20 protein-coding genes and 2 pseudogenes are annotated in these 22,431 nt (G+C 44.9%); 11 read left to right on the top strand and 11 right to left on the bottom strand.

The features are described from left to right. The first annotated feature begins 157 nt into the window (after positions 1-157). Complete coding sequence (locus J7545_RS15115; protein ID WP_318701202.1) at positions 158-2,095, top strand: adenylate/guanylate cyclase domain-containing protein; 1,938 nt, start codon at positions 158-160, stop codon at positions 2,093-2,095. 505 nt (positions 2,096-2,600) lie between these two features. Here the strand turns inward: J7545_RS15115 and J7545_RS15110 are convergent. Beyond that, complete coding sequence (locus J7545_RS15110; RefSeq protein WP_318719772.1) at positions 2,601-3,296, bottom strand: hypothetical protein; 696 nt, start codon at positions 3,294-3,296, stop codon at positions 2,601-2,603. Between J7545_RS15110 and J7545_RS15105 the strand changes: the two genes are divergently transcribed. Then, entirely contained in the window at positions 3,295-3,654 is a 360-nt protein-coding gene (locus J7545_RS15105) for a hypothetical protein (protein WP_318719771.1), read from the top strand. The genes J7545_RS15110 and J7545_RS15105 overlap by 2 nt on opposite strands. A gap of 33 nt (positions 3,655-3,687) precedes the next feature. Further along, a complete protein-coding gene (locus tag J7545_RS15100) occupies positions 3,688-4,479 on the top strand; it encodes an OmpA family protein (protein WP_318701200.1) in 792 nt (263 codons plus the stop codon). Between the two features lie 46 nt (positions 4,480-4,525). Here the strand turns inward: J7545_RS15100 and J7545_RS15095 are convergent, their stop codons facing one another. The 5 genes from J7545_RS15095 to ebsA form a co-directional block, all read right to left on the bottom strand. Further along, a complete protein-coding gene (locus tag J7545_RS15095; protein WP_318701199.1) occupies positions 4,526-5,020 on the bottom strand; it encodes a YajQ family cyclic di-GMP-binding protein in 495 nt (164 codons plus the stop codon). A 62-nt stretch (positions 5,021-5,082) separates the two neighbouring features. Further along, entirely contained in the window at positions 5,083-5,496 is a 414-nt protein-coding gene (locus J7545_RS15090) for an MAPEG family protein (RefSeq protein ID WP_413038551.1), read from the bottom strand. 19 nt (positions 5,497-5,515) lie between these two features. Beyond that, positions 5,516-6,019, bottom strand: coding sequence for a DNA-processing protein DprA (locus J7545_RS15085; RefSeq protein ID WP_318701196.1), 504 nt, complete (start codon positions 6,017-6,019; stop codon positions 5,516-5,518). A 175-nt stretch (positions 6,020-6,194) separates the two neighbouring features. Beyond that, the gene (locus tag J7545_RS15080; RefSeq protein WP_318719770.1) at positions 6,195-7,262 is read right to left on the bottom strand and encodes a phosphotransacetylase family protein; all 1,068 of its coding nucleotides are present in this window, start codon (positions 7,260-7,262) and stop codon (positions 6,195-6,197) included. 35 nt (positions 7,263-7,297) lie between these two features. After that, on the bottom strand, positions 7,298-7,681 hold the full coding sequence (gene ebsA, locus J7545_RS15075; protein ID WP_271936364.1) for a type IV pilus biogenesis protein EbsA: 384 nt from the start codon (positions 7,679-7,681) through the stop codon (positions 7,298-7,300). Between the two features lie 172 nt (positions 7,682-7,853). Between ebsA and J7545_RS24120 the strand changes: the two are divergent. The 7 genes and pseudogenes from J7545_RS24120 to pstB form a co-directional block, all read left to right on the top strand. Beyond that, a pseudogene (locus J7545_RS24120) lies at positions 7,854-8,843 on the top strand (RNA-guided endonuclease InsQ/TnpB family protein); the annotation flags it as partial. A gap of 123 nt (positions 8,844-8,966) precedes the next feature. Then, positions 8,967-10,391: a glycosyltransferase family 2 protein gene (locus J7545_RS15065; RefSeq protein ID WP_318701193.1), complete on the top strand. Its 1,425-nt coding sequence runs from the start codon at positions 8,967-8,969 to the stop codon at positions 10,389-10,391. A gap of 148 nt (positions 10,392-10,539) precedes the next feature. Next, complete coding sequence (locus J7545_RS15060; protein WP_318701192.1) at positions 10,540-11,553, top strand: M23 family metallopeptidase; 1,014 nt, start codon at positions 10,540-10,542, stop codon at positions 11,551-11,553. A 506-nt stretch (positions 11,554-12,059) separates the two neighbouring features. Then, a complete protein-coding gene (locus tag J7545_RS15055; RefSeq protein WP_318701191.1) occupies positions 12,060-12,962 on the top strand; it encodes a PstS family phosphate ABC transporter substrate-binding protein in 903 nt (300 codons plus the stop codon). 115 nt (positions 12,963-13,077) lie between these two features. Beyond that, entirely contained in the window at positions 13,078-14,010 is a 933-nt protein-coding gene (gene pstC, locus J7545_RS15050; protein WP_413038550.1) for a phosphate ABC transporter permease subunit PstC, read from the top strand. A gap of 23 nt (positions 14,011-14,033) precedes the next feature. After that, entirely contained in the window at positions 14,034-14,972 is a 939-nt protein-coding gene (gene pstA / locus J7545_RS15045; RefSeq protein WP_318701189.1) for a phosphate ABC transporter permease PstA, read from the top strand. Continuing rightward, the gene (gene pstB, locus J7545_RS15040) at positions 14,966-15,793 is read left to right on the top strand and encodes a phosphate ABC transporter ATP-binding protein PstB (protein WP_318701188.1); all 828 of its coding nucleotides are present in this window, start codon (positions 14,966-14,968) and stop codon (positions 15,791-15,793) included. Before pstA ends, pstB begins: the two co-directional genes overlap by 7 nt. A gap of 40 nt (positions 15,794-15,833) precedes the next feature. Here pstB and J7545_RS15035 read toward each other — a convergent pair whose 3' ends face one another. From J7545_RS15035 to J7545_RS15015, 4 genes and pseudogenes are all read right to left on the bottom strand, one after another. Further along, positions 15,834-16,034, bottom strand: coding sequence for a DUF2949 domain-containing protein (locus J7545_RS15035; RefSeq protein WP_271936349.1), 201 nt, complete (start codon positions 16,032-16,034; stop codon positions 15,834-15,836). A 222-nt stretch (positions 16,035-16,256) separates the two neighbouring features. Next, a pseudogene (locus J7545_RS15030) lies at positions 16,257-18,891 on the bottom strand (efflux RND transporter permease subunit). A gap of 199 nt (positions 18,892-19,090) precedes the next feature. Further along, entirely contained in the window at positions 19,091-19,741 is a 651-nt protein-coding gene (locus tag J7545_RS15020) for an efflux RND transporter periplasmic adaptor subunit (RefSeq protein WP_318701183.1), read from the bottom strand. Positions 19,742-19,873: 132 nt separating this feature from the next. Next, complete coding sequence (locus J7545_RS15015) at positions 19,874-20,278, bottom strand: hypothetical protein (protein ID WP_318701182.1); 405 nt, start codon at positions 20,276-20,278, stop codon at positions 19,874-19,876. 190 nt (positions 20,279-20,468) lie between these two features. Between J7545_RS15015 and J7545_RS15010 the strand changes: the two genes are divergently transcribed. Further along, the gene (locus tag J7545_RS15010) at positions 20,469-21,647 is read left to right on the top strand and encodes a SpoIID/LytB domain-containing protein (protein ID WP_318701181.1); all 1,179 of its coding nucleotides are present in this window, start codon (positions 20,469-20,471) and stop codon (positions 21,645-21,647) included. 78 nt (positions 21,648-21,725) lie between these two features. Here the strand turns inward: J7545_RS15010 and J7545_RS15005 are convergent, their stop codons facing one another. Continuing rightward, the gene (locus J7545_RS15005) at positions 21,726-22,358 is read right to left on the bottom strand and encodes a transaldolase family protein (RefSeq protein ID WP_318701180.1); all 633 of its coding nucleotides are present in this window, start codon (positions 22,356-22,358) and stop codon (positions 21,726-21,728) included. Positions 22,359-22,431: the final 73 nt, after the last annotated feature.

The following is a 22,431-nucleotide window of genomic DNA, read 5'->3' as shown; positions in this document are numbered from 1 at the left end:
TATCAATTCCCAAGAGTATGCATATGGGCAAAAATGAGATCGCCACACCCTGTATCACTGAGTATACCTTAGCTCTGGAAATTATTAATAATAGAAGAAACCGGAGAGTGACAGAAGAGGGGTATCTAATCAGCTTTCCCTGCGTGCCGTTTTAATTGTGCCTTTTATTGTGCAAATTTCCGCCGCTGTGGGAATTACTGGGTATCTATCTTGGCGTAATGGACAACAAGCGGTGAATGAACTAGCCGGTCAGTTACGGGATGAAGTTACAAAACGAACGCAACAACATCTCACCGATTATCTACAAGAACCGCCTCGGATTAATCAGGTTAATCGTCAGGCAATAGAAGCGGGTAAACTGAATGAGGATAATATTCAGCAACTACAAAACCATTTTTGGCAACAAATTCAGCTTTTCCCGAGGTTGCGAGAACTCTATCTCGGTAAACCCAATGGCGGTTATTTTGCCATTAGTCGAGAGGCGGATCAAAGCTTAATTGTTAAGGAAGTGCTGGGAGAAGGCGATCGGATTGGGCGCTTCTATGCACTCTCAGAAAACGGCGATCGCCAGAATCTCATTCGCGAAACAGATCCCTACGATCCTCGCCAAAGACCCTGGTATCAAGCAGCACTCGAATCCAGAGCCGGGACGTGGAGTGATATTTATTTGTTTCGTTATGGCGCTCTGGGAATTACCGCCTCTGAGTTATTTTTGAATGCTGATGGCAGTATGGGTGGTGTGATGGCGGTGGATTTGGTTCTCAGTGGCATGAGTAAGTTTTTATCCACCATTAAAGTCAGTCCCTCTGGCAAAATTTTTATCATTGAGCGATCCGGTCTTCTAGTAGCGAGTTCAAGCACTGTTCCACCTTTTCTCTTAGGTGCAGGAGGCAAAAATCCACAACGATTAATGGCTCGTGAAAGTTCCGATCGCTTAATTCGAGAAACGGCCGAGTTTTTGATGCAGGAGAGACAGTTAGAGAGCATCGAAGAGGTAAAACAACTGAATTTTGGCCAGTCTAGCGATCGCTCCTTTGTGCAAGTTTCGCCCTATCAAGATAAGTTGGGCTTAGATTGGTTAATTGTAGTGGTGGTTCCAGAGTCTGATTTTATGGGTCAAATTCACGCTAATACCCGCCGCACGATTCAACTATGTGTCCTGGCTCTCCTGGTTGCGACTGGGTTTGGCTGGATGAGTGCCCATTGGATTAGCGAACCCATTATGCAGCTTATTGACGGCTCTCAGAAGTTAGCGAAAGCTGCATTAAGTCGTTGTAATAATGATACTTTAGCCCAGAATGTGGAAGTCAGAGGGGTGCAAGAGGTGAAAATCTTAGCCCACTCTTTTAATCAAATGGCTTCCCAACTTCAAGAGTCTTTTGGTGCCCTGGAAAGAAGTAATCAGGAATTAGAGTTACGGGTAGAAAAGAGAACCGCAGATTTGCGTCGAGAGCGGGAGAAATCAGAAGAATTATTGCTGAATATTCTACCAGAGGCGATCGCAGAGAAACTCAAGCAAGAGACTCAGGCGATCGCCGAATACTTTGAATCCGTCACTATCTTATTTTCCGATATCGTCGGCTTTACCACCTTATCCGCTCGTCTAGCTCCCATTGATTTGGTTAATTGCCTGAATGAAATGTTTTCCAATTTTGACCATTTAGCCGAAAAACATGGATTAGAAAAGATCAAAACCATTGGGGATGCCTATATGATGGTTGGCGGACTACCCATTCCCCAAAGCGATCATGCCGCAGCTATGGCAGCCATGGCGTTAGACATGCAGAAAGTGATGCAAGACTTTACCCTAGAAAATGGGGAAGCTCTACAAATTCGCATTGGTATCCACACCGGACCAGTGGTTGCTGGAGTCATTGGAGTCCGCAAGTTTAGTTATGATTTATGGGGCGATACCGTGAATACTGCCTCGCGCATGGAATCTTCAGGAACTGCCGGTAGAATTCATGTCAGCCATCAGGTTTATGAGGTGTTAAAAGACCGTTTTCAGTTTGAAGAACGGGGCATCATTTCGGTAAAGGGGAAAGGAGAAATGAAGACCTATTGGCTAGTTGAGAGTTATAGCGCTTCTCGCTAGGGAATAGGGAATAGGCTTTTGGTACAAGCTTTGAGGATTCAACACTGTCTCTCATAACGCAAGCAAAGCGCTGTAAGAGACTATTTAGGGGAAATATAGTTATTTTAATTAAGGATGGGACACAACGGTAAGAGCAAATGGCGTTTACTCCTACAGTCGTTCGAGTTGTAAACCCATCATGATTGTCCCAATCTTAATTAAAACGACTATAGTATGATCCTTCTTCTGTCAGTCTCCGAAAAATGAGAGTCCAATCCTGATTCTTTCATGAGCGATCGCTGGCTGCAATACAACACTCTTCGCTCTTATGAGGTAAATTAAAGCCTTTTGTTCTGGGCAAGAACGCAAGTTCAGTTATTTATTGATGCACGAAACGATTACACTGCACTCTATAACAACGATTTGCACTTTAAGGCAAATTCGTGGGAATCTCGGAAAATGACAGAGGAGGAATCCAAATCACTCTCTAATAGCTCTTAAGGTATTAGGGAATTCCCTGAGCCAGCTAACGATGATAGTGCGCTTGCGGGCCAGCCCAAGCTTCAGCGACCGAACGACCAAAGGTCTGAGGCCGATCGCCGGTTGCCAGTAGCGTTTTCCCTTCTGGATTGACTGCCCACATGGGCCAATTCTCATCTCCGAGAATACCGGCTCTAAATAGCACATGATTGGCATTATTGGCCGACCAACCGAGCAATACAGCATGGCTATAATTCACTTGGGCTGGGGCTACCGTTTTCGTCTCATTGAGATGACGGTTCCAAATTACGGCATAATCCGATACTGTAGACGAACTAAACACTCCTTCAAACTGCCGCGCCAAGAGGCGATCGCCCAATTCCGACCAAGACACGGGTACTAACATGGTAATCACCCCGGGCAATTGCACTTCTGGGTTCCCATCAAACGGATTATTGGCCAAAGGAGAACTAGCCGTCACGACCTCTAGATTACCGGTTTGCAAATTCTCCAAAAACATCACACTCGTGACTCGACTTGAATGCAGTTGCGATCGGATCTGAAACTGAATCCGACTATAGGCTGCATATTGACCATCTGGAGAGACCAAGGAAGGAGTCCGATAATAGCGAAGTCCTGAACCTTGGGTTGAAGAAACTTCTGCGTGGGTATTCATGACCCAACTCCAGGGGATGGGATAGGGACTATCGAGGGGATCGCTATATTCTGAACTTGGATTCATGGGGTTTGCAGCAGCTTCAGGGGTAGAATTACCAGAGGCCGAATCTGAAATGGTCTCAGCCATTGCAAATTTAGGCAGCAGCAGCAGTAAAAGTGCTAACAGCAGCACGGAGGGTTTGGGTAAGAGCGATTTTAGGCTCCATGGGAATTTAGGCATTGAACTTCAAGCTCGCGAATGGGGGATGTGTGAGAAGCAAAGCCCCAGTGAGGAGTATAAGTCCTTCCTGTCTCTACTAGGGTACAAGGGATTAGGCTTTAAAAGGAAGGGATCTTCAAGAGATTTAAAATTTCTTTGTGTTCTGGCCGCGATCGCCTTCCTTACGGTACGATTTTTGTGGTCTTTCGATCTGAGTCCCTAATAACACATTCGGTTGATTGTGGATAACCTATCTGTGACTGAAGCATCTGATTCTCCCAATCCTACTCCTACTCCCCAGAGAACGGTTGTTACGTTTCTCTTAGTGACGATATTTCGTCTGTTGTTGCTAGGGGTGAGTAGCTCTATTGCCTTTCTAGTGGGTATTATCATTGCCTTCTTTTACCCCGATCCCTATCCACAAATGCCCTTGATTGAACGGGTGTTTGAGCAACCGTTTAATCCCCTCAATGCTCAATGGTGGCAATTTCGTTCCTCAGCGACCTTACCTTCGGTTAGTGCAGAGCAGCGTCAGCAAGCTCTAGAAGATTTAAACCAACTGCAAGAAGACTTAACCACCTTGGAGGAGCGTCTCACCGAGTTGGAACTTCAACTCAATCAACCCTTAGTCCAAAAACCGATTCAGACCCGTCTGAGCTTACTAGAGCAGCAATTATCCAGTCCATCGGGTTACGCTTCCCGCAAGAGTTTCATGGTAACGCTACCGAGTGACTTGCTCTTTGAAGGCGATCGCACTACCCTAAATTCCAAACAATCAGACTTACTCAATAGCATTATCGCTGAATTACGCAATTTCCCCAATTCCACCATTCAAATTAACGCCTATACCGATAATTTAGGGGATGCCCAAGAAAACCTAGAACTCTCCTTACAACAAGCCGAATCAGTCTATGAATATCTCTATATTGGATTAGGAGATGGCTACCATTTTCTCCGAGTTGGTTATGGAGAAACTCAGTTTTTAGCCCCCAATGACTCTGACTCTACACGACAACGCAATCGTCGTGTGGAAATTATCATTGAATAGGGGAAATGGGGGAATTGGGAGACACGGATATTACCCATTACCCAAACTAACGATAATTGGTAAACTGCACAGCTACGGGTAAATCTTCCTGTTTCAACATTTGCATCACCTGTTGCAATTCATCCTTAGATTTCGATGAAACTCGCAAAGAATCCCCTTGAATCGATGCTTGTACCTTCTTAAATTGATCCCGAATGCGCTTATTAATCTTTTTGCCTAAATCCTGATCGATACCACGCTGAAGCTTAATTTCCTGACGAACTCGGTTGCCTCCAGCGGCCTCGATATCCCCAAATTGGAAAATTTTCAAGGATAGGTTACGCTTGGCAGCTTTAGTCCGCAAAATGGTAGAGACTGACTCTAGCGTTAAATTACTATCTGTATTGATGGTAATTGTAGTTTTGTCCACCAATTCTACCATCGTCTTTGAGTCTTTTAAGTCATAACGCGATTTAATTTCCCGTTGCGTTTGGTCTAGAGCATTAACTAGCTCTTGTTCATCAAAGTCACTAACTACATCAAAAGAATAGGAAGAAGCCATAGGAATAATCAAACACTAGCGAACACACTTAGCCTATCCCCCATTCCGGGGAAAACCAAAATTTAGATACTCACTTGAAGCAAGCTTAAGGCAAACAGAGTCAGACTACATAAAGATCCAATTCCAAACATAAGCGATCGCCCCAAGGGAATATTGAGAATATAAAAGATACTATACAATCCACGAACGATCAAGAATACTCCAGCCGCATAAGCTGCCACCATGGAGTCTACCCCAGTCGCATAGGTCATACCCGCAGCAGCGGCAAAAATCATAAACGCTTCAATGGAATTCTGGTGGGCCCAATTGGCACGTTTCGCATAATCGGGCAATTGATCGGCCAGCGCTCTCGGGGTTTCTAAATACTGCATCCCCCCTTGAAACCGAGCATAGGCGACCCAAAAAAAGGGAAAATAGATTAAAAAAGCTGCTCCAGCGATCGCATAGAGTAACAGAGCAGAGACAGAAACGGACAAACCCATCACCTCACGATCATCAATCAAAATAAAACAAGGTTACCACTTTACGTTGCTCTTCCGCATCACGGCAAGTTTGCAGTAAGGTCGTACTATCATGGAAGGCAAAACAAATCAGTTGCTGACATCGGGTAATAATTTCTGCATTACACAGAGAACTCGCTTCAGCCAGAGATAATTCATTGTTCTCCGGTTTTTCTACCAAGTGAATGACTTGTTCGAGGAGTTGCCGAGATTCTCTGGGTTGACGGTCTAAGCTTTGGGGTAAAATCACAGTCAGCAAGTTAGGATCGGCTCGCATTGCTCCTCGGACTGAAGCAAAATTCGTCCCTGTTGCTCCCGAGGTAATGATATTGTTTCCCGATAGAACCAAGGAGTAACTCATCGTTTCAATCAGATGTTGATGAGTTATGGGAACATGGCGAGAACCGAGTATGGCCAGCCGCTTCGATCCGGTTTGCTGGATTGTTGCCAGTTCTTGCTCTAGGGTATCAAGTTTAGGAATTTCTAAGGATTGACTCAATGCCAATAACAACTAGGCGCTACAACGGAGTTATTCTAGCAGATAATTTGAATTTGAGGTGAATTTGGGGGCAATATGCGCTTTAGCAATCGGACCTTATCTCCGTGTTTGGAGTGTCTCCATATCTTCCTGTCCCCCCATCCTCCCCATGCTCCCCCTCTTCCCCATCTCCTATCTAGGCGAGGTAACCTAAAAGTCGGTCTAAGTCAAAGTGGGCAGCGATTAACTCACAAATACACTTGACTTTGACTGGCTCGTGAAGGGGAACTGTGCCGAAGGCATTATCAATGATTTCCACAGTGGTCAAAGTGTCGAGGTCTACCGTAAGGATGGGAATTTCCAACTCGTCAGCTCGACTAATAATTAATTCTGAGGGAGAGAGATGACCTGTGAGGATTAAACATTGGGTTGAGGTTTCTAGGGCAGCCAATTGAATATCCGTGCGATCTCCCCCCGTGACCACTGCCATATTTTGTCCTTTACGGAAATATTTCAGAGCTGAATTGACATTCATCGCTCCAATGCGTAAGCTTTCGACCATCAAATCTAGGCGATCGCTTCGACATAGCACGGTTGCCTCTAGACGATCGACCAATTCCCGCACGCTAATACTTCGCAATAAATTACTCCGAGGCAGTTGGCCAAGGATGGGAATACCCTGAGATTCTAAATAGGGCACATAGTCTTGGGGAAATCGCTCGATAAAGTCTTCCGTAATATCGTTGACAACAATACCGAGGAGGCGATCGCCCAAACGCTCTTTCGCTGAAAGGGCCTGATCGATAATCTGTTGTGCCTCAAAGGAAATCACTAACAGAATTCCGGCTGAGAGTTGATCGGCCATCTGTGCTAAAGACAAACCGAATAATCTCCCCTCATCGAGAGTTCCTGGTCCTTCCAACAGCACCAACCGATCAGGTGCAGTCGGATAATGTTGTGCCAAACTGACCTGGGGATTATCTGGATTAGTCTGAGTTAATCGCTCTTCAATGGTCTGGCAATCCATTGAGATTAACGTTGGATAGAGGCGATCGCTCGGTAACTCTAGAATCTGAGCAATAAAAGAGCCATCTTCATCCATCCCTTTACCCATCAGCTTTCTATGTCCAGTAGATAAGGGCTTACCATAGGCGATATCCCAGCCTCGCTTTTTCAGTTGTGCCCCAATGCCTAATAAACTTGCTGACTTACCACTGTAAGATTCTAGGGAACCTATCAGCAGATATTGACTAATACCGGTCACGCACGCACTCCCAACTGTTTAAGCATCATTAATCCTTAGTCATCTAATCGTAATAGTTTTCGGTAGAACGTTTGCGAAAAATCAACCGTTTTCGTTCTTCGCCAAGTCACATACAACTCAATCAAAAACTCAATAAATTCATGATTGGGCAGCTTCACCTCATACGTCAGCTCTGACTGACCATCAAACTGCATCCGACAGACCGTCTCATCTGCGGGGAGTTTCGAGACAATAAACCAAGTGGCTAGAAAAGGAATACTCTCTCCTCTTTCAATCCGGCGTTCCCCTTCCAACGAAGTTTTTTCATACAAACCTATGGCATAGGGTAAGGCCGCCCGCTTACCACCTTGGTAGTAAGGCTGATAAACGCCGATAACTCCGCCTTGGGCAGGTTCAATGGCACTGAGATCAGTAGTCATAAAAGTTGTACTTACACGCCCGGTCTTAACAATAAGGATTCTCCAGTTTATCCTACCAAAGAATTGGGTTTAAAGCTCCGTCCTTCCAGGACGGCTTTTAGAAATCTTGGTTTATCCACGAAAACCTGTGGTAAAATCAAAGAATGATAGTTAGAGAAACAAAACTTTTATTAGGTTCCAAAGCTCAATATCAAGCTTTTATAAATTCAAAAAACACACGAGATCCGTTGAATATAAGACGAGCGGTTGGTTCCTATCTGAAGATCGCAAATCAATCACGTTCACTGATGGATTCAAAGCCGGCAAATTTTCTCTCTTCTGTAACAAAGAGACTCGCAAGGATCTGTTTACTCTCAAGATAAACCGAGTTCGAGTCGTTTGTAGATTCAGATGGATATTATGCACAATTTCTCTTTGATGCCACTCGCAAAGAGACGGGAAATTATACCGGAGAAGTGATTGGACTAGACCTTGGATTGAAATATTTCTTCAAAGATCAAAATGACAATTGTGTGATTTATCCGCAATATCTAAGGAAATTAGAAAGACGGCGAAAGAAACGGCAACGGCGGCTGTCAAGAAAGTTGGTGAAAGGGCAAAAGCCTCAATCCAATAATTACCATGATGCCAGGAAACGACTAGGTAAGCTTCATTTGAAAATCCAAAGACAGCGTAAAGACTGGGCAATAAAGACGGCTCGGTGCGTAGTTCACGAATCACGATGTGATTGTCTATGAGGATTTGAAAATAGCCAATATGGTAAAAATCACCACTTAGCTAAGTCGATTTCTGATGCCGGGTGGTATCAGTTCACCCAATGGCTCGAATACTATGGCAAGATTTGGGATAAAGCGGTAATCGCAGTAGATCCCAAATTCACCAGTCAAGATTGTCCCCAGTGTGGACAGAGAGTCAAAAAATCGTTAAGCACGAGAACTCTTCGTGCCCAACTTGCAAATTGGAAGTGTGCCGAGATACAGCGGCGGCGATGAACATTTTGCACAAAGGTATGAAGAAATTGGGTGAAAATTGGACTCAATACGGTACTGTTGGGCAAGCAGAAACCGCTTCTGATTCAGAAGGAACGCCAGGGGAGAGTCTCACCTCGGCTTGTGAGGGGAAACCCAATCAAGTAAGTGATCTCGTCAGAAACCTGGAATAAATGAGAATCTCCAGCCTTTAGCGAAGCGGAGGCTGGGGAGTATGTCAAAATAAAGCACATCCTCTCTGGTCTCAGAGGGGATCAATACAAATATTCAGTCAGGATAAAAGCCTCCATAACCTTATGTCGGAGAAGTCCAATTCTATCGGCGATCGCCAGAACATCCCTGATAGCGATCCTCAAGTCGTTCAAACCACCTCCAGAGATTTCGTGCAGCAGGACATAAGCCCGTCCTGTTTCGATCAGATTGTCTATGAAGGCCGCAGGCGGAAAGCAGCGGTGTTATTAATTGTGATTTGGAGTGGGACGATCGCCCTACATTTGCTCTCTTGGGGTTTGTGGCTGATTTGGGGAATGGTTGCCCTCATGGGAATTCATGCCATTCGAGTTTTAACGGCTAAACCCAGAAGCCCTTTAGAACCCCTGGATCTGGACTCTCCCTCTGATGTGCCTTTAGTGTCTTTGTTAGTAGCGGCCAAAAATGAGGAACGGGTGATTGCACCTTTGGTCAAGATGCTCTGTACTCAGGACTATCCCTTAGACCACTATGAAGTTTGGGTGATTGATGACAATAGTAGCGATCGCACCCCCCAAGTGTTGGAAAGTCTTTGCCAAGAGTATCCCCATCTGCGGGTGATGCGACGCTCGGCTGAAGCAACTGGGGGTAAATCTGGAGCGCTCAATCAGGTATTACCCTTAACTCGAGGTGAGGTACTGGCGGTTTTTGATGCAGATGCCCAAGTTGCGCCAGATTTATTACGACGCGTTTTACCTGGGTTCGATCGCCAGGAGGTGGGAGCAATTCAACTGCAAAAGGCGATCGCTAATGCTCCGGTGAATGTTTGGACTCACAGCCAAGCCTCGGAAATGGCCCTCGATTCCTATTTCCAGCAACAACGAATTGCCTTAGGAGGGATTGGAGAGTTACGAGGAAATGGTCAATTTGTCCGACGCACGGCACTCGAACAATGTGGGGGATGGAATGAAGAGACCATTACCGATGATTTGGATTTAACCCTACGCCTGCATTTGGAACAGTGGGATGTAGACTTTATCCTCGATCCTCCCGTCCAGGAAGAAGGGGTTACCAGCGCTTTAGCCCTATGGCATCAGCGCAATCGCTGGGCAGAGGGGGGATATCAACGGTATATGGATTATTGGCGGTTGATTTTTAGTAAGCGGATGCCCTGGATGAAGATCTGGGATATGTTGATATTTTGGATTATGCAATATTTTATCCCCAATGCGGCAATTCCGGATTGTTTGATGGCGATCGCCAAAAATCGGCTGCCGGTTTATAGTCCCATGACAACTCTGATGGTCGGCATGTCTGTAATTGCTATGGTTCAAGGGATTCGTCGGGTTAATCGAGTCAAGGGCGCGGTATCGAGTTTGCCCACGCTGCTCTGGCAAACCTTGAGAGGAACTATCTATATGCTCCATTGGCTCTTAATTGTGGCTAGTACATCTGCCCGGATTGCGGTACGTCCCAAAACCTTAAAATGGGTCAAAACGACTCATAAAGGTACTGTGGTTGTTGATAGTTAACCCTTAACCATTAATAATTGTTAATTATTAATGGTTAGTTATTTAAAATATCCGGAATACTCACCCTTGGCATAGAAAGAGCCGATAAGATAAGTCTTCAATCTAAGATTAACGCAATCGTTTGGATCTTTGGGTCTTGGGAGGAATAATGATGAAAATAAGTATGCACTTGGCTATATTAGGATTGGCGATCGCCCTCTTACCCTTAACCCGTGTATTCATTCCTCAACAAAAATCGATGGCCCAAAGCTGGGGTTTGTCGTCATCTACCACAAACACCTGTACCTTAAATAACCGATTTATCTTTATTCAAAATACCCAAGATCGAGATATTCCTGAAATTAGCCGCCTCACAGGAATTCCCAAGCATCAGATGCAAGCGTGTCATTTATTTCAACAATCAGGAAGCCAACAAGAAGCAGTCGAGGGTTTACAAGCCCTAACTGATGGGCAAAGTATGGCTTCTATTGTTCTTCCCTTAAGAGATCGAGGGTATCAAGTCTTTTCCCATTTTGCCATTGGTGCTGATGGTGTAATTCCCACCACAGGAGGCTTATCGACCACTCGAGTGCCAGAGGGTCGATTTCCACAACCCTCTCTAGAACCCCGGAATCCATGGGAAAATCGAACCGAAAATCCAACAGAAAATGGCGATCGGGCTTGGGTTTCTCCTCCCTCCTCCCTGGAAGAACCTCAAAATCAAGCTCCTAGCCAAACAACCTGGCTTTATCCCCTAGAAAATGCTCGAATGTCCTCCGGTTATGGATGGCGTACCACCGGCAGATGGGGCAGAGAACTCCATGTAGGTGTTGATTTTGTGGCTCCCATCGGTACTCCAGTCAGGGCAACCGCAGATGGTAAAGTAACCTTTGCCAAAGAATCGGCTGGAAACGGAGGGTTAACCATTGCCCTATTACATGCCGATGGTACACGCACTCTTTACGCCCATCTATCAAAAATTTTAGTCCGTGAAGGAATGCAAGTGCGTCAGGGCGACACCATTGGTTTAGTGGGAAATACTGGACAATCAACCGGCCCCCATTTGCATTTTGAAGTCTATCCCCCTGGGGTGTATGGGCAGCCGATCGATCCTTGCAGTGCGGAGTATTTAAATTGTAGTAATGTAGCTTCTCATTCTCGAAATCAATTGCGTCAACGCTAATAAACGTCAGCGTTGGTTAAGGGCGTTTTGCGGCTGATGTGACGAAAGAGTAGGGATTCGTCAATGAGAGAATAAGGGTTTGAGCTTATCTAAAACTGGCGTTAATACAGTCTTTCACGCTAGGGAGTAGTGAATAGTCCTGTGGTACATAATCTCTCTTCTGTTACTCTAGCGAGAACAACAAACCTTATACAAACCTTAAGATTTTAAGCAAGATTAACATCTGTATAACTTCACGAATGACAAATTATTCCCTTGTATTTTAGGCGTTCCCACCCACTCGGTCATCCATATCTCTACCTATAACTTCGATAGGATTAACTTTTTCTTAAATTAATGTTATTGATTAATTTACATGAAAGTTTCAAAATTCCAGTAGATTGCAAAAAGCGATAACCACTCACTCTATTGAGTCTCGGAGTTCTATGAAATTACTACGCAGTCCCATTTCATTGTTCAGTATTTTTTCACTTATAGCAGTCACAATCAGCCTAAGTGGATCAGTCGTGCAATCTCAAAGCCGGCCAACCATCAAAATTGATGGCTCCAGTACGGTATTCCCGATTACTGAAGCTGTGGCAGAAGAATTCCAAAAGTCAAATAATTCCAGTAATCCCAATAATGCTAGAGTTACTGTCGGTGTGTCTGGAACGGGTGGCGGTTTCAAAAAGTTTTGCTCCACAAACCCCTCAGTACAGACTCATATTTCTAATGCGTCTCGTCCGATTAAGCCATCGGAACAACAAGCCTGTAAACAAGCAGGAGTTGAGTATATCGAATTACCCGTTGCTTACGATGCCATTACTATAGTTGTGTCTAAACAGAACACCGCTGTCAGTGATATTAAAGTTGATGAACTGCAAAAAATGTGGCTCTCCCAATCCCAACGACAGGGAATCAACAAGTGGAATCAAATTCGTTCGAGCTGGCCTAACAGCGACTTTAAGCTCTATGGCCCTGGGTTAGATTCCGGGACATATGACTATTTCAAAGAAGCGATTTTAGATGACCAGGACATTCGTTCGGACTTCTCGGGTAGTGAAGATGATAATGTTTTAGTCCGTGGGATTCAAAATAATCCCAATGCGATCGGCTATTTTGGTTTAGCCTACTATAAAGAAAACACCGACAAACTCAAGTCCCTGAAAATTAATGGAGTAGCTCCTACCACAACTACGGTGAATAATGGGAGTTATAGTCCACTCTCTCGTCCCATTTACATCTATGTGAATAAGGCTGCTGCTGATAAACCTGAAGTCAAAGCTTTTGTAGAATACTATCTACAAACTGCCTCTAAGTTTTCTGCTGAAGTCGGCTATGTTGCCCTGCCCAATAGTGATTACAGCAGTGCACAAAATCGTTTTACCAGTCGTCAAACGGGTCGAGTTCCCTTAAGAGCTGGATTATAATTCTGCTTGATTTATGATGGGTAGGAGTAATTTTATTATTACTCCTACCGTTGTGTGTTTATTCGCAACGGCCCATTCGCTATTACCCATTACCAGCGCGAAGCACTATCAAATAATGAGCGATCGCCCCATTTCCCTATCTAACAGCATCCCATACTCTACCCGAAGAACTCGTATCTTCCGAGAGAAAGCCATTGAGTTTATCCTATTTCTGGCAGCTTGCTCGACGGTTGCGACCACTATCTCTATTCTCTTTCTCCTGACCAAAGAATCCTTATCCTTTTTTGAAGAAGTTTCCCTTGTTGAATTCCTCACTGCACCTGAATGGACTCCTTTGTTTGGAGAACAAGCCCGTTATGGTATTTTGTCGCTCCTATCAGGAACCTTAGTCACCGCAGGCATTGCCATGATGGTTGCCATTCCATTAGGAACCGTTGCTGCGATTTACCTCAGTGAATTTGCCCACCCTCGTCTGAGAGAAATCGTTAAACCGTGCTTAGAGCTTTTAGCCGCCATTCCCACTGTGGTCTACGGATATTTTGCGCTCCTGTTTGTTACCCCACTACTGCAAAAAATCATCCCCACGCTTCCCATCTTTAATATGCTCAGTGCGGGCTTAGTCATGGGAATCATGATTACCCCCTTTATTAGCTCCATTAGTGAAGATGCCATGCGTGCCGTTCCCATCGGTTTACGAGAAGGGTCTTATGCCATGGGAACAACCCGCCTGCAAACCGCTCTGAGAGTTGTCTTTCCGGCGGCAATTTCTGGCATTAGCTCCTCCTATATCCTTGGAGTATCGCGGGCAGTCGGCGAAACCATGATTGTGGCGATCGCCGCTGGAATTCAACCCACCTTAACTCTAAACCCCTTAGAAGAAGGTGCAACCATCACCGCCTACATTGCTAGTGTCAGCATGGGAGATCTACCCCACGGAACCCTAGAATATCAAACTATTTTTGCCGCTGGATTAACCCTAGTTCTCATGACTTTAACCTTGAATATTATTGGACACTTTTTGTCCAAATATTATCGAGAAATCTATTAAACTTAGTAACTTAGTAAAATAGTATGGCTCAGGAAACTCTACAAAGCGAAAACGTACAAAGTATTAGGGCTAATATTCAGCAGCGTCAACTGATTAATAGCCTCTTTGGTGTTCTCGGATTACTGGTAATTTTTATTGCCGTAATCGTTCTCTTCTCCTTGACCATTGCCATGGCCATGGATGGCGCTGCCCGGATCACCCCAGAATTCTTTATCTCATTTCCCAGTCGAAAACCCGAACAAGCTGGGATTTTATCTGCTTGGGTCGGAACGAGCTTAGTAATGTTGGTAACTGCCTGTGCGGCTGTTCCTCTAGGAGTCGCTTCTGGAATTTATCTAGAAGAATATGCTGCCAAAAATTGGATTTCCGACATTATTGAAATTAATGTCACCAATCTAGCTGGAGTCCCTTCTATTATCTATGGATTATTGGCCCTAGGATTATTTGTTTATCAACTGCAATTGGGGCAAACAGTTCTCACTGGCGGATTAACCCTTTCTTTGTTAATTTTACCAGTAGTTATTGTCACCACTCGCGAATCCATCCGCGCTATCCCCAATAGTTTAAGAGAAGCAGCCTATGGACTCGGGGCAAGTAAATGGCAAGTTATTTGGGATCACATTTTACCCTATTCCTTTGGTAGTATTCTCACAGGAATTATTATTGGGCTATCGCGAGCGATTGGACAAACCGCTCCATTGATTACCATTGGTGCTTTAACGTTTATTGCGTTTTTACCCGATTCTCCTGTTAAGAGTGAATTCCCATTTATTTCATTGGCTTGGTTACAAGCACCGTTTACCGTGATGCCCATTCAAATGTTTAACTGGGTATCGCGTCCTAATCCTGAATTTCAAGTGAATGCAGCCGCCGCAGGAACCGTTCTGACATTGATGACTTTAGCCATGAATAGTCTGGCAATTTATTTGCGGTATCGTTTTCGTAGAGGAATCAAATGGTAGATTACACACCAGAAAAGTTTCGTAAATCTAACTCCTCTGCTTCTGGAGAGCCAGAAGCGAATCAGGTGAGCTTCAAAGCAGAAGTAGAAAACCTCAATTTTTATTATGGCTCTGTCCATGCTCTTAAAGGGATTAGTTTACACGTTCCTGAAAAGAGAGTTACCGCAATTATCGGCCCCTCTGGATGTGGGAAAACAACCTTGTTGCGTTGTTTCAATCGAATGCATGATTTGTATCCAGGGAATCGTTATGAGGGAGTGATTAAGCTAGATAGCGTGAATATTTTAGGACGCAATATCGATCCCATTGAAGTCAGAATGCGGGTGGGTATGGTGTTTCAAAAACCGAATCCATTTCCGAAGTCTGTTTATGAGAATGTGGCGTATGGGCTGCGAGTGCGCGGTATTCGTAAGCGGAGTACTTTGGATGAAAAGGTTGAGGAGGCTCTGCAAGGAGCAGCTCTTTTAGATGAAGTTAAAGATCGTCTTCATGATTCTGCTTATAATCTTTCGGGAGGACAACAACAACGATTGTGTATTGCTCGTGCGTTGGTCACTAATCCGGAGATTATTTTGTTTGATGAACCGACTTCGGCGTTAGATCCGATCGCCACAGATAGTGTAGAAGCACTGATGAGCCAATTGAAAACTCAAGTAACGATTTTGATTGTGACTCACAGTATGCAGCAAGCGGCACGGTTTTCAGATTATACGGCGTTCATGTATTTGGGAGAAATGATGGAGTTTGGCAAAACTGAAGAAATTTTTTCTCAACCCAAGAATAAGCAGACAGCAGACTATATTAGTGGTCGAATTGGCTGATTAGCTAATTTTACGGCAAATTTAAGGCGATCGCTCTCCCTTAGGCTTGTGAAAAGAGCCAATCATAGATTTTATCGAGTTGCTCTAAGGTAATCAATCCATATTGCCATAGGGTCATTGGCAATAAGCTGGGGCTACTATCATGATGGCGCAACGCCAAGCGAATTGAGGTTGCTGGCAGTTCTAGATCGCGTTGCAAGAATTGGATAAGGGGTTGGAGAGTCGTGGTGGGAGTAAACATGATCGTATAGGGCAAAAGACTTTATTTATCGATGCTTCTATCTTCCCCGATCTCCCAGCATTTGACCGTGACAAGATCGACATCTGTTTTGTGAGATTAGAGATAACCCAGATGTGATCTCGATAGCCATTGCAGGCGATCGAGATCGGAGCTTACAGGGCTTCGGGCAGCAAAAGGGAATCGGCAATAGAAAGTGTTCTAACTCTTTCTTCCCCTACTATATTACAACCGTTCTAAAAGTGATTTTTCATGCTCGCTCACCCAACTCTTGAGGGTAGATGAGGAATATTTAGGCATCAACCATTTACCAAATTGGGCATAGAGGGCTGGAATCACCAACAACGTTAAGGCTGTAGAGGTAAACAATCCTCCTAGAACGACAATTGCCAAAGGTTGGAGGATTTCATTTCCCGCACCAGAGGCGATCGCCAAGGGCAACATCCCCAAAGCTGAAGTCAGTGCTGTCATTAAAATCGCGTTGACTCGGTCTAAAGACCCCTTAACAATCACCTCTTTCAAACCCATGCCTTGAGAGGCTTTCTGATTGTAGTTATCTACCAACAATAAGCCATTGCGGACAGAGACCCCGAATAAGGTAATAAAGCCAATCAGAGAGGCGATAGACATTACACCACCACTCAAAATAATGGCAATAATTCCACCCACCAAAGCCAAGGGTAAATTAATCATAATCCCGAGGGTTGCAGGAAAAGATTTAACCGAGAAAAACATCAAAATGGAAATAATAATTGTAGCTAAGATGCTGTAGATCAAAAGATTATTACTTGCATTTTGTTCGGCTTCAAACTGACCGCCATATTGAATAAAGTAGCCTTTAGGTAATGGTATAGTTTTCCGAATCGTGGCTTGAATATCACCAACCACACTGCCTAAGTCCCGTTCTGCGACATTCGCAGAAACAACGATTAAGCGCGACACATCTTCTCGATTGACGACATTAACTCCCATGCCATAATCGATTTGAGCGACATCGCCTAGGGCGATAGTTTCTCCTGTGGGGGTAGAAATTGCAATGGCACGAATGGCATCTAGATTATTGCGGTCTGATTCAGCTAAACCAACGGTAATATTAATGAATTGCTGATTTTCCGGCACTTGTGCAACAACTCGACCATTGAGTGCTGTTTCGACAACCTCAGAAATATCTGCCATCTGCAATCCATAATCAGCCGCTGCTGTGCGGTCATAATGGATTTGGACTTGTCGGATGGGTAACTGAGGTTCGAGTTGTAAATCTACTACTCCCTCAATGGGGGCGATCGCATCTCGCACCTGTTCGCCAATCTGACGCAGTTCAATCAAATCCGGGCCAAAGATTTTAATGGCGATCGCACTTCTGACTCCCGATAATACTTCATCCATACGGTGCGAAATAAAACCTCCAATATTGGGAGCGACCCCAGGTAACTTTAAGAACTCTTCCCGTAACGCTTGTACGCTCGCTTCTCTGTTATTCAGAGCTAGATCGCTCAGTTCAATATCCACATGAGCCATACTCACTCCGGCTCCATCCGCATCTCCTGGGGCACGTCCCGCCCGTACCTGTACCCATTCATACAGGGGATTATCCTGAAGAGAATTATACAGAGCCATGCCTGCTCGGTTGGTCATCTCCAAAGATACGCCAGGGAACAACACCATCGAATTGACCATAGACTTTTCCTGAAACTCAGGTAAAAATACTCGTCCCAAACTGGGAACAATGGCGATCGTGGCGACTAAAGCCGCTAAAGCCAAACCCAGAATTACTTTAGGCAATCTCAAGGATAGATTTAAAAACGGACGATAGAGACGGATGGCCAAACGAGAAATAAATGTACCCTCTTGGGGTACACTTTGGTGGGCTAACAAAATCGCACAGAGAGCAGGAGAAAGGGTCATTGCCACCAGAGTAGAGGCAGCAATAGAGAATAAATAGGCTAATCCCATGGGGGCAAAAATACGTCCTTCTACCCCAGTCAAACTAAAAATGGGCGCAAAGACCACAATAATAATTACAGTGGAAAAAATGACCGCTAATCTAACTTCAACAGAAGTTTGATAGACCACTTCAAAGGGATGTTTAGGATTCTCTTGTGCTTGGTTACGGCGCAGTCCGCGATAACAGTTTTCCATATCCACGATCGCATCATCCACCACAGAGCCAATGGCAACCACTAAGCCGCCCAAGGTCATGGTATTGATGCCGAGACCAAAGGCTTTCATGAAAAGTAAACCAATCAATAAGGATAGAGGAATGGCACTGAGAGTAATCATTGCTGTACGCCAATTCATCAAAAACAGCAGCATAATTACCGAAACGATAATAATTCCTTGCAGTAGAGAACCACTAACATTTTGAATGGCAGAATCAATAAAGTTAGCTTGACGAAAGGTTCGGGTAATTTCGACATCAGCAGGAAAACTTGACTGTAAAGAGGCAATTATCTTTTCTACCCCTTGAGTCACCGTGGGGGTATCTACATCCGGCTGTTTATTAATCATCATTACCACAGCCGGTTGCCCATTAAAACTAGCATCCCCTCGCTTAAGAGCTGAACCCGTTTGAACCGTTGCCACATCTTGAAGTAAGATGGGTTGGCCGTTTGCAACTTTGACCACTGACTGCTGTAAATCTTCAATCGACGGTAATTTGAGATTCGATTTCTTCGGGAGCAAGTCCTGGGGCTTCGGTTTGAATATCGACTTGAGGAGGAGCAAAAGCGGGAAAGACATCTAAAGGCATTTGGCTAATGCTAAAAATGCCCCAGATGGCGATCAAAATGGCACTGACGACAATGAGCCAGCGTTGGGCAATGGAATTTTTGAGAATTGTATTGAGAAGGGAATTCAGCATTTTCTAATTGAGTTTCAGTATTCATCTTCCAGATGAGGGGGACAATAGCGATCTCCAACCCCAAATGCTTCGCTCATAGATACAGCACTTTGCGCTCTTCGTGGGGGAGTAGGGCAGTAGAGGGAGTAAAAAACCGCCATTTAAGCAATACAAGCTATTGCAAAGCCAGCCTATTGCCTAGCGCGAAGGGCTATATCTCTCAATTTTTATTAGAAAAAATTTCCTTCTTTTTGTTACTATTACCGATCGCCACAAATGTCCCACTGACTAATACAAGGCTTCCACCCACAATTGTTGCGATCGCCTTCCAGGACAAGCCACCCGATTGATTCTCTGTGGTTTGTCCTGACTCTTGAATCATATTCCCGGTGCGATCGTGACTATGGGGAATGCCTTGAGCATCCGCTTGAGCGTGGGTTGGAGCGGTTGTCTCTGGTTCAGCCGTTTTGGTTTTGCGAGACTCAGCATACAGGGATAAACTGCCCTGAATCACTAATTGCTCTCCAATGGATAATCCTTCAGTAATTTCGATGAATTCACCTTCGGTTACCCCTGTTGCGACTTCTACAGGCTCATAAAAATTTCCGTATTTGACAAATACCAGTTGTTTGCCATCTGCTCTGACTAAGGCTGTCATAGGAATCATCACGGCAGAACTCCCATCTGATGCTGCGGCGATCGAGGTAACCACAATTCCTAACAAGGAGTCGGTTTCAGGGTTGATTTGCACTCGTTCAATTCCCCCAGTTGCCTGAAACTCATCTCCATGACCAACATGGGAAAGCACAACGTTAGGGGTACTCAGGGTTAAGGTAAGACTCAGAAGACTAATTAATGACCAAGATTTCATGGTAACTCCTCACATTGAAGCAGGACTGATTGGAAACTGTTCGCAGTCTGGCATAGGAGAAGTGAAATCTAGGTGAAATTGCTTGCGGCATTGAGGATTATTGTTCTATCTTTGAGGATACAATACCATATTTTATCCTCTTTTTTTCGGCATTAAGCTAACATTCAACACTTCTGGGTATTGGTGTTGGGTATTCGTATCCTCATACTTCGAGACCAAAACTTGCTCTGAAGCCGTTTCTCGCAAGAAGATCGCCACTTGATGAACCGAGCAACTATATTGCCGTTTAAGTCTCACATAGTAGTCAAGCATCCGGAAGGGTAGGGGAGGTTCGGAGTAGGGACGGGTTTCAAACTCGATGTGCAGAATTTGATGACCCGCTTTTAAGAACGTCAGAGAATCTGCGCGGATGGGTTCTTGTATCAGTTCGGTCTTCAGGACTTCAACGGGGGTGGGTTGCGCTTGGGGAAGCAACCATTGGATGAAGGACTCTGGGAATTTTTCGGCGAGGTATTTGCAAGCGTTGTCGTAGGCCAAGGGAGTGAACTTAAAGTATCAGTATTACGAGTTAATTCGTGTATCCTAATTCAGGGTTGGGTCAGTAGCCAAAATTTCTGTGGAAATTTCCCGGAAATTGAGTCACAAGAGCTGACGATCTGTTAAGGTCTATTAAGATTTTCGATAACGTCCAAATTCTTTAACGACTCCCACTAAGGATTAATTTTCTATGGCTTCTGTATTCAGTATTTTCTTTATTCCCTTTAAGTCCCTATGGAAACCCCTGAAACCCCATTGGTGGCTGACGACTCTGTTGTGGATGGTGATGGCTTCGTTGGCAAGTGCCGCAGAGGTGGAGTTGCGGGTAGCCATTCAGGAAGATACGGATGAAGTGAAAATTGGTAGTTCTACAGCCGCTATTGTTAAGGATGCTAATGGTCAGGTGATTGGGGAGTTAAACCCAATGGATGGGTTTACAGCTCAGTCAGATTATTATGGGGTTTCTCTGTCCCAATGGCGAGCGGGACAGTTGTGGATAGAGCCGGAAAATGATGGGTTGGTGTGGATTGGCGATCGCTGGTATCGAGGTAGACTGTTAATTATGCCCACCGATGAAGGGATTACCGCAATTAATTATGTCGATATTGAACATTATCTCTACAGTGTAGTCGGCGGCGAAATGATTCCTTCTTGGCCCCTCGAAGCGCTAAAGGCTCAAGCGGTCTCTGCCCGCAGTTATGCCCTCTATCATCGGGAAAAGACAGCCGATAAAATTTATGATGTGGGCAATGATACCTTTTGGCAAGTCTATGGTGGGGTGCAAGATGAATACGTCAGCACTCAGCAAGCGGTAGATGCAACTGAAGGACAAATTTTGGCCTATGACGGTTCGATTATTGAAGCAGTTTTTCATTCCTCTTCTGGCGGTCATACGGAGAATGTAGAAGATATTTGGTCAGAGCCGCGTCCCTATCTGCGAGCTGTACCTGATTACGATCAGCAAGCTCCAGTTTATCAATGGACAGAAGTTTTTACCCTGGCCGATATCAGCGATTTAACCGAAGGAGTGGGCAATGTTTTGTCCATTGTGCCTCAAGAAAAAACACCCCAAGGCCGGGTGCGGACGCTACAAATTACCGGCGATCAGGGAGAAAAGATGATTACAGGGAGGCAGTTGAGAAAAGCCTTAAGTTTGAGAAGTACCCTGTTTAGCATTGAACCTCTAACCGCAGGAGATAAGGCGACAGGGGCAACCAGTTTCCAAGTGCAAGGCCGGGGATTTGGCCATGGTTTGGGAATGAGCCAGTATGGAGCCTATGCTATGGCTTCTCAAGGGTCAACCTATCAGGATATTCTCCGCCATTATTATACGGATGCTTATTTGGCGAGGGTACGGGTGGCGGAATAGGGAATAGGGAATAGGGAATAGGGAATAGGGAATAGGGAATAGGAAAAACCCCATTTCCCCATTTCCTAGCGGGTAGCACTAAATGCCTCGCCCATTTTGGTTGAATTCAACGACAGTTTGCTCAGAGAGGAGATGGGTTGTCATTTGTTGCAGAAGGTTGAGGGGTACGGTGATTACGTCTGCGCCTGCTTGTAGAACAGATGCAGCTTCGTCGGGGGATTTGAGGCTGGCGGCAAGGATTTGAGTGTTCGTGCCTTGTAAGATTTTAGCCATGGATTCGACGAGGGCGAGGCCATCTCCAAGGAGTCGGGTGGCGCGGTTGACGTAGGCGATCGCATATTTGGCTCCGGCTTCTTGGGCGATCGCTGCCTGCGCTGCACTGTAGATCGCCGTAACCGAACAGTCCATCAGGCGCGATAAGTGAGCAGTAGCTTGAAATCCGATCGCCGTAGCTGGTATTTTTAAAACGGTTTTCTCACCAATGATCTCATAAGCCCGTTCTGCTTCCGCAATCATGCCCTCATAGGTAGAGGCTGTGAGTTGATAGAACAATTCGTAGGGAGCGATCGCCGCCAGTTGCCTCAACGTTTCTTCTGGAGATTGATCGCTTTTAGCCAACAGGGTGGGATTAGTCGTAATTCCTTTCACCCATCCCCATTCAATAGCAGTTTGTGCTTCAGAAATTAATGCAGAATCGAGATAAATTGCCATGGGTACTCTTTTCTTTTTGGCTCCATATTAATCCATATAGCATGTAAAGGCGATCGCCTAATAATCCAATCAT

Origin of the sequence: Roseofilum sp. SBFL (assembly GCF_017746885.1) — a bacterium.
Lineage (GTDB): Bacteria > Cyanobacteriota > Cyanobacteriia > Cyanobacteriales > Desertifilaceae > Roseofilum.
The sequence above is the reverse complement of the archived record's forward strand: the minus strand, read 5'-3'. Positions and strand labels throughout refer to the sequence as shown.